Source organism: uncultured Clostridium sp. (assembly GCF_947036855.1).
GTDB lineage: Bacteria > Bacillota > Clostridia > Clostridiales > Clostridiaceae > Sarcina.
In genome coordinates this window covers 1-7,746 of sequence record NZ_CAMQRY010000112.1, presented here as the reverse complement: position 1 = coordinate 7,746, position 7,746 = coordinate 1, and the positions used below count along the sequence as shown (strand labels likewise).

Annotated in this window: 8 protein-coding genes; all 8 read left to right on the top strand. The window is 29.1% G+C overall.

The window, feature by feature from the left end:
• Window positions 1–103 precede the first annotated feature (103 nt).
• Window positions 104–2,413 (top strand): endopeptidase La, encoded by a 2,310-nt coding sequence (gene lon / locus Q0V15_RS10345; RefSeq protein ID WP_297438699.1) that lies wholly within the window; start codon window positions 104–106, stop codon window positions 2,411–2,413.
• A 10-nt stretch (window positions 2,414–2,423) separates the two neighbouring features.
• Window positions 2,424–3,014 carry a ribosome biogenesis GTP-binding protein YihA/YsxC gene (gene yihA / locus Q0V15_RS10340; protein ID WP_297438697.1) on the top strand — a complete coding sequence of 197 codons (591 nt, stop codon included), beginning with the start codon at window positions 2,424–2,426 and terminating at the stop codon, window positions 3,012–3,014.
• 191 nt (window positions 3,015–3,205) lie between these two features.
• Entirely contained in the window at window positions 3,206–3,985 is a 780-nt protein-coding gene (locus tag Q0V15_RS10335) for a formate/nitrite transporter family protein (protein WP_297438695.1), read from the top strand.
• Window positions 3,986–4,126: 141 nt separating this feature from the next.
• On the top strand, window positions 4,127–4,366 hold the full coding sequence (locus tag Q0V15_RS10330; RefSeq protein ID WP_297438693.1) for a GIY-YIG nuclease family protein: 240 nt from the start codon (window positions 4,127–4,129) through the stop codon (window positions 4,364–4,366).
• 20 nt (window positions 4,367–4,386) lie between these two features.
• Entirely contained in the window at window positions 4,387–5,025 is a 639-nt protein-coding gene (locus tag Q0V15_RS10325) for a hypothetical protein (RefSeq protein WP_297438691.1), read from the top strand.
• 183 nt (window positions 5,026–5,208) lie between these two features.
• A complete protein-coding gene (locus Q0V15_RS10320; RefSeq protein ID WP_297438689.1) occupies window positions 5,209–5,544 on the top strand; it encodes a hypothetical protein in 336 nt (111 codons plus the stop codon).
• 363 nt (window positions 5,545–5,907) lie between these two features.
• Window positions 5,908–7,146, top strand: coding sequence for an NRAMP family divalent metal transporter (locus tag Q0V15_RS10315; protein ID WP_297438687.1), 1,239 nt, complete (start codon window positions 5,908–5,910; stop codon window positions 7,144–7,146).
• A gap of 87 nt (window positions 7,147–7,233) precedes the next feature.
• The coding region (locus Q0V15_RS10310) for a hypothetical protein (protein ID WP_367173770.1) at window positions 7,234–7,746 on the top strand (513 nt) is incomplete at its 3' end.

Below are 7,746 nucleotides of genomic sequence, written 5' to 3'. Positions count from 1 at the left end.
CTTGACTAGGAAGCTCCCACTTCAAGCTTTAGCTAAGTGGTGAGTAGTTCACAATACGCAATTAATTATATTAAAAATAAAACAGGTTGGAGGGGAAATTATAATGGAAGAAAAAAATAAAATTATTCCTCTTATTCCACTTAGAGGCATGTCTGTTTTTCCAAGTATGATAACTTATTTTGATGTAGGTAGAAAAAAATCATCAAATGCGGTTATAAATGCAATGGAACTTGATAGTGAAATCTTTTTAATTCCACAAATAGATGATGAAGTAGAATCACCCAATATAGATGATTTGATAAAGATTGGTACTATATGTACTATAAAACAAGTAGTTAATTTGTCAGATGGAACAAAAAGAGTTTTGGTTGAGGGAATTTCAAGAGGTAAAATAAATGAATATATGGATTCAGATGATTTTATAAAAGCTGATATTAGTACGGTTTATGATGAAATAGATGAAGACTTTGAGTTAGAGGCATTTGTTAGAGAAATAAAAGAAGCTTTTAGTGCATTTTTAAATATCACATCAACACCATCAAAAGAGATTATGGGAAGTTTAGATGCACTTGAGTCATCAGATAAATTAGTTGATATAATTACATCATATATTATATTTGATGAGGTAAATAAAAAAGAAATACTAGCAACACTTAATGTGAAAGAAAGACTTGAAAAAGTTTTAGTTCATATAAAAGAAGAGATGGAAATTATAGCTTTAGAGAAAAAGATAAAATCTAGAGTTAATAAGAAAGCTGATAAGGCACAAAAGGAATTTTATTTAAGAGAGCAACTTAAGGTTATTCAAGACGAACTTGGTGAAGGTAGTGAAGAAAAAATAAAAATAGCTACTTATAATAAAAAGCTTGAGAGCAAAAAGATACCAGCTAGTGTCGTAAAAAAAGCTAAATATGAAATATCTAGACTAAAAGCACTATCAGCAAGTAGTCAAGAAGGAAATGTTGTACAAACATATTTAGATTCTTTATTTGAATTACCATGGGGAAAACTTAAAAAGGAATCGATTGATATAAAAGAGGCTAAAAAAATATTAAATAATGATCATTATGGTTTAATTGACGTTAAAGAAAGAATACTTGATTATTTAGCTGTTAAAAAAATTAGTAAATCATTAAGAAGCCCTGTTATATGCTTAGTTGGACCTCCGGGAGTTGGTAAAACTTCAATTGCATCAAGTATAGCCAAATCTCTTAATAAAGATTTTGTTAGAATGTCACTTGGTGGAATAAAGGATGAGTCTGATATAAGAGGGCATAGAAAAACATATGTTGGAGCAATGCCAGGTAGAATAATAGAAGCATTGAAGAAATCAGGTAGCATGAATCCTGTATTTTTACTAGATGAACTTGATAAAATGGTAAGTGAATATAAAGGTGATCCATCAGCGGCAATGCTTGAGGTTTTAGATACAAACCAAAATGATAAGTTTAGAGATCATTATTTAGAAGTTGATGTAGACCTTAGTAATGTTACATTTATAGCAACAGCTAATAGTCTTGATAATATTCCAAGACCTCTTTTAGATAGGATGGAGATTATTGATGTATCAGGATATACATATGATGAAAAATTCTATATTGCTAAGAAATATTTAATACCAAAAGTATTAAAAGAGCATGGTATGAGCTTAAATTCTATAAATATATCTGATACTGTAATAAATGAGATTGTAAATTATTATACAAGAGAATCAGGTGTTAGAAGCCTTGATAGAGTAATAGCTAAAATTGTTAGAAAAGCTATGAGACAACTTGCAGAAAAAAATAAAAATAAAATAACTGTCGGAATTACTATGCTACCTAAGTATTTAGGTGATAGAATATATTCATACGATAGTATATCAGAGGACAGGGTTGGAATTGTAAATGGACTTGCATGGACAGCGTATGGTGGAGATACACTACCGGTAGAAGTTAATGTTATGGATGGAACTGGTAAACTTGAACTTACAGGTAAACTAGGTGATGTTATGAAAGAGTCAGCAAAAGCATCATATAGTTTAGTTAGAAGTAATTGTGAAAAGTTTGGTATAGAAAATAAAGATTTTTACAAAAATAAAGATATACACATTCATGTTCCAGAAGGAGCAGTTCCAAAAGATGGTCCATCAGCAGGAGTAACAATGACTACAGCATTAGTTTCAGCACTTTCTAACAGAAAGGTTAAAGGTGATTTGGCTATGACTGGGGAGATTACTTTAATTGGTAATGTATTACCAATTGGTGGTCTTAAAGAAAAATGTCTTGCAGCTAAAAGGATTGGTATAAAAACTATAATAATTCCAAGTAAAAATGAGAAAGATTTAAAGGATATACCAAAGAAAATTAAAGATGGGCTTAACATAATAATAGCAAAACAAATAGATGAAGTGCTTAAAAATGCACTAGTATAGGAGAATGAAAATGAAAATTAAAACAGCAGAATTTGTAACGTCAGCAGTTAAAAAATCACAGTATGTAGAAACAGGATTACCAGAGATAGCATTCGTTGGTAGATCAAATGTTGGTAAATCATCAATAATAAATGCATTAACTAATAGAAGAGGACTTGCAAAAGTCAGTCAAACTCCAGGTAAGACAAAGCTTATAAACTTTTTCTTATTAAATGATGATATTCACCTAGTTGACCTTCCAGGATATGGATATGCTAAGGTTTCTAAGACAGAAAAAGAAACTTGGGGGCAAACTATAGAAAACTATTTACTAGAAAGAGCTCCTCTTAAAAGAGTTGTGTTATTACTAGATTGTAGAAGAACTCCAAATGAAGATGATGTACTTATGTATAATTGGATAAAACATTATGGATATGATTGTAAAATTGTATCAACAAAAAGAGATAAAATATCTAATAACGAGTTATTTAAAGCTGAAAAAAGAATTAGAGATACTATGGAAATGGATAAAGATGAAGAATTACTATTCTTCTCATCTCTTAATAAAAAGAATAAAGAAGAAATAATCGAGAAATTATTTGGAGATTTATACGAGTTTTAATTAAAAATAAGAAGCTATTTTAAAAGTAGCTTCTTATTTTTTTGCATTATAATTATGAATTTTATTAAATTTAGATTGAAAAAGTTAAAAAATCATAAGGAAATTATAAATTTATATCCAAAGTGATTGTTAAAAATTTCATAAAGTACTATAATATGAAATGTAATAGATGATTTTGGGGGGATAAAAAAATGTATAATGAGGAAATGGACGCCGTATGTCATTCAGCAGAAAAAAAAATAGGACTGTATAATAAGGGTATATTAAAATATATAATGATATCTTTATTAGGTGGTCTTTTTGTTGGTCTAGGAGTTATGCTATTATATAGCGTTGGAGGAATCCTTGACCATGCAAATTTTGGTGGTACTAAGATTATAATGGGGATGTCATTTGGTGTAGCACTTAGTCTTGTAATGATGGCTGGGGTAGATTTATTTACAAGTAATTCACTTGTTATGACAATAGGAGCTTTATATAAAAAGGTTTCGGTACTTGATATGATAAAAATACTTGTAGCTAGTTATATTGGAAATGTTATAGGTTCTGTAATTGGAGCATTTATTTATGTTCAGTCAAATGCAGCAACAAGTTATGTAGCAGATTATATATTAAAATCTGCAGAAGGGAAAATGGGAACTTCTGCATCAGAATTATTCTTTAAAGGGATACTTTGTAATATTTTAGTTTGTCTTGCAGCATGGTTCACATATAAGATGAAAAGTGAATCAGGAAAGCTTATAATGATATTCTGGTGTTTATATACTTTCATAACAGCAGGTTTTGAACATAGTATAGCTAATATGACACTTTTTTCAATGTCACTTATGATGCCAGCTAGTGGATATGTAGTTTCTTTAGGTGGTGCAGTGCATAATTTACTTTGGGTTTCACTGGGTAATTTTATTGGTGGTACAGTATTTTTAGCATTACCACTATATTATATAGCAAAAGAAAAGAAAAATTCATAATAGTAAACTGTATAGGCTGATAAAGCTTATACAGTTTTTTGTTATATAGAGTTTAAATGGAAATTTAACAGAAAATTATCAGAAAATTGTAGAAATATAGCTTATAATTAAAATATAGGATATATAAGGAGATAGAAAATTATGAATTATACATATATTCTGGAGTGCGTGGATAAAACTTTGTATACTGGATGGACTAATAATTTAGAAAAGCGAGTTATAGTTCATAATAGTGGAAAGGGAGCAAAGTATACAAGGGCAAGAATACCAGTAAAACTTGTGTATTTTGAAGAATTTGAAGATAAAGTCAGTGCACAAAAAAGAGAATATGCAATAAAAAAATTAACTAGAGCAAATAAGTTAGAGCTTATAAATAAGTAAATTAATGGGGGGATTATTTTATGAAAAGAAAGTTTACATATGATATTATTTTTGAGTTTATAGTGTATCTGCTAACTGCGGGATATATGATTTATGGAATACTATCAGGGGAGCAAAATTATGTTATAAATGGAGCTATGACAATAGGGGTAATGATACTTCCAAGGGTTGTTATGAGAATATTTAAATTTAAGGTTTCACCATTTTTAAATTTTTTAGTTCAGTTCTTTATATTTATTTCAATGTTTCTTGGAAAAGTCCAAAATTATTATGGGAAATTTTCATGGTGGGATTTATTTCTACATGCAGTATCAGGAATAGTAATTTTCTTAGTTGCATATATGTTATTTCTTTTACAAAATAATTGTGAGACAAGCAATGTGAAGCCAATACTTATTATTACTTATGCTCTTATATTCGCAATTGCTATGACTGCAATATGGGAAATGTGGGAGTTTGCAGGTGATAGATTGCTAGGGCTTAATTCACAAGGTGGAAGTCTTATGGATACAATGGAAGATATAATTGCTGGTAGTGTTGGTCCATTATTTATGGTTCCACTGCTTGCATCATATTTAAATGGTAAGAAAAATATATTATTTGATGATTTAACAAAATTCATAAAAGAGAATAATAAAGAGAAAACTATTAATAAATAAGTAAAATGGACTAGATTTAGCTATTAAATCTAGTCTTTTTTTAGCTGATAAATGAGCATACTATTTGTACAATAAGTATGAGATAGTAGAGTGAGTGTTGAATTTATCTTAAATATGTAGTTAAATTAATAGAGAAACTAGGAAAAACTTAGTGTAAAGATATAAAGGAAGTGTAGAGTTATAATGGAAAAACAATTAGCTAAAGAACATATAGCCAAAATATCAAAGGCATCAACTTATTTTATTTTTAAAAATGGAAAAATAAAAGATTTATATGAAGAAGGAAAAATTAGTGATACTGAGCTAAAAGAAATGCAAGAGTATATGCAGAATCATTTAGCATATTTATATGAGGTGCTTTTAGAGGAAAATAATATTAAGAAATTTGATTTAATTGTACAAACGATGAGTAAGTTTTATATAAATGATGATACAGATGTAGTATTAGAAGATGGTGGATTTGATGAGTTTTATAATCAACTATTCCCCAAAGTTAGTTCAAGTTTAAAAATGAAATAAGAGAAAGGTATAAATCATTTTGATGATTTATATCTTTTTTTTGTCTTAATAATACAAAAAAAATACATTTATCAAACAATAGTTACAAAAGTGGAATTATTGAATTAAAATAAAAAGTTATATAAAGTGAAAAATAAAATAGTGATTAAGTTAAATATTTAAGAGTTTGATATAAAAAATAGCAGTAAATTATTAGTTTAATTAATTTACTGTTAATAGTTAGTGAGAAATATTCTTTATTGATAATAATATTAGAAATAAAGAAATTGTAATGTTTGCAATAAAACTTCCCAAGTGATAATCTTAATCAAGTGGGAACGAGAGAAATAAATACGGGAAATAAAAATTTGGAGGAATTATATTATGGAAGCAACGCGTAAGCCTTTTAATAAGAAAAGACTATTTATGCTTCTTGCTACAGTAGGTCCAGGATTAACAGTTATGTTAGCGGACACTGATGCGGGATCAGTTATTACAGCAGCTCAATCAGGAGCAGTATGGGGGTATAGATTATTAGCACTACAAATAATATTAATACCTATACTTTATTTTGTACAAGAACTTACAAATAGACTTGGTATCCTTACAGGAAAAGGTCATGGTGAGTTAATAAGAGAAACTTTCGGTAAGTATTGGGAGTGGATATCGGTTATTACATTACTTGTGGCAGCGATTGGAGCGCTAGTTACAGAATTTACAGGAATACTTGGAGTTGGACTTATATTTGGAGTTTCGAAATGGGTAAGTATACCACTTGCAGCAGTTGGACTTATAATAATTACAGGTCTTGGAAAATATAAAAGAGTAGAAAAAATAGCAATATTTGTTGGTTTATTTGAATTAGTATTTTTAGTAGCAGCTTTTATGGCAAAACCAGATATACATCAGATGGTAGTACAAGCAGGGCAACAACCTCTGCATAATGGTGGATATTGGCTTTTAATATCAGCTAACGTTGGAGCAGTTATTATGCCTTGGATGATTTTCTATCAACAAAGTGCTGTTGTAGATAAAAAACTTACAGAGAAAAATTTAAGATTTACACGAATAGATACAATGGTAGGTTCTATTTTAACTCAGGTTATAATGGCAGCAGTTTTAATACTTGTGGCAGCAACAATTGGTAAAGCTCATCCTGGTACTTCATTAAATGGAGTTGGGGATATAGTTAATGCAATTTCACCATTTGTTGGAGTATTTGTAGGTAAAATATTATTTGCACTAGGAATGGCAGGAGCAGCTTTAATAGCAGCGATAGTTGTTTCACTAGCTATATCATGGGCGCTTGGAGAAATGCTTAGAGTACCATGTAGTTTAGATAATAAGTGGTCAGAAGCACCTGTATTCTATGGTATATATGCAGTGGTAATTATTATTGCAGCAGGAATAGTTGTTTCAGGAATGGGACTTATACAGTTAACACTTGGTGTTGAAATTCTTAATTCACTATTATTACCTATAGTTTTAGGATTCTTAATAGCCTTAGGATGGAAGGCGCTTCCAAAGAAACATGCACTTAAGAAATGGGAAAAAACAGTTCTTATAATAATATATATATCAACTGTAGCACTTGGAATTCTTACAGCTATCGCAGCTTTATAATTCAAAAAACGATAACAAAGATTTAATCTTTGTTATCGTTTTTTTATATTATAATAGTTATTATAATAACTATTATGGGGGAAATATATGAAAAGAGTAGATGAAAGAGATACTATGTTTGCAAGGATGTCTTATAACGTAGGAAGTAATGAATATAAAGATTATTATAAAAGAAATCCAGAAAAGAAGGTTATAGATGATGAAATAAGAAAAAAACCTAATTTATGTTCAAAAGGTACTAGAACGTATGATGAATTATATTCACCATTTGCAAGTGCACCATTTGAATTTTTATCAGATATAAAGAGTTTTTCAGATGGGGAAGTAAATAAAGATAGAAAGTATATAGATAATATTAGTGAGTTTACTGAAAAATTAAAGGCATATGCAAAGTTTTATGGAGCAAATTTAGTTGGTATAACTGAAATGAAAGATGAGTTTTACTACGAAAAAAGAGGTCGGCATAAAGAAAATTATGGAGAGGTGATTGAAAGAAAAGATATGTTACCATATGGAATTGTATTTGCTGTTGAAATGGATAAGGAAAAAATTGAAAAAGCACCAATGCTTGATGAGGTTATTGCAACATCTAAAGCTTAT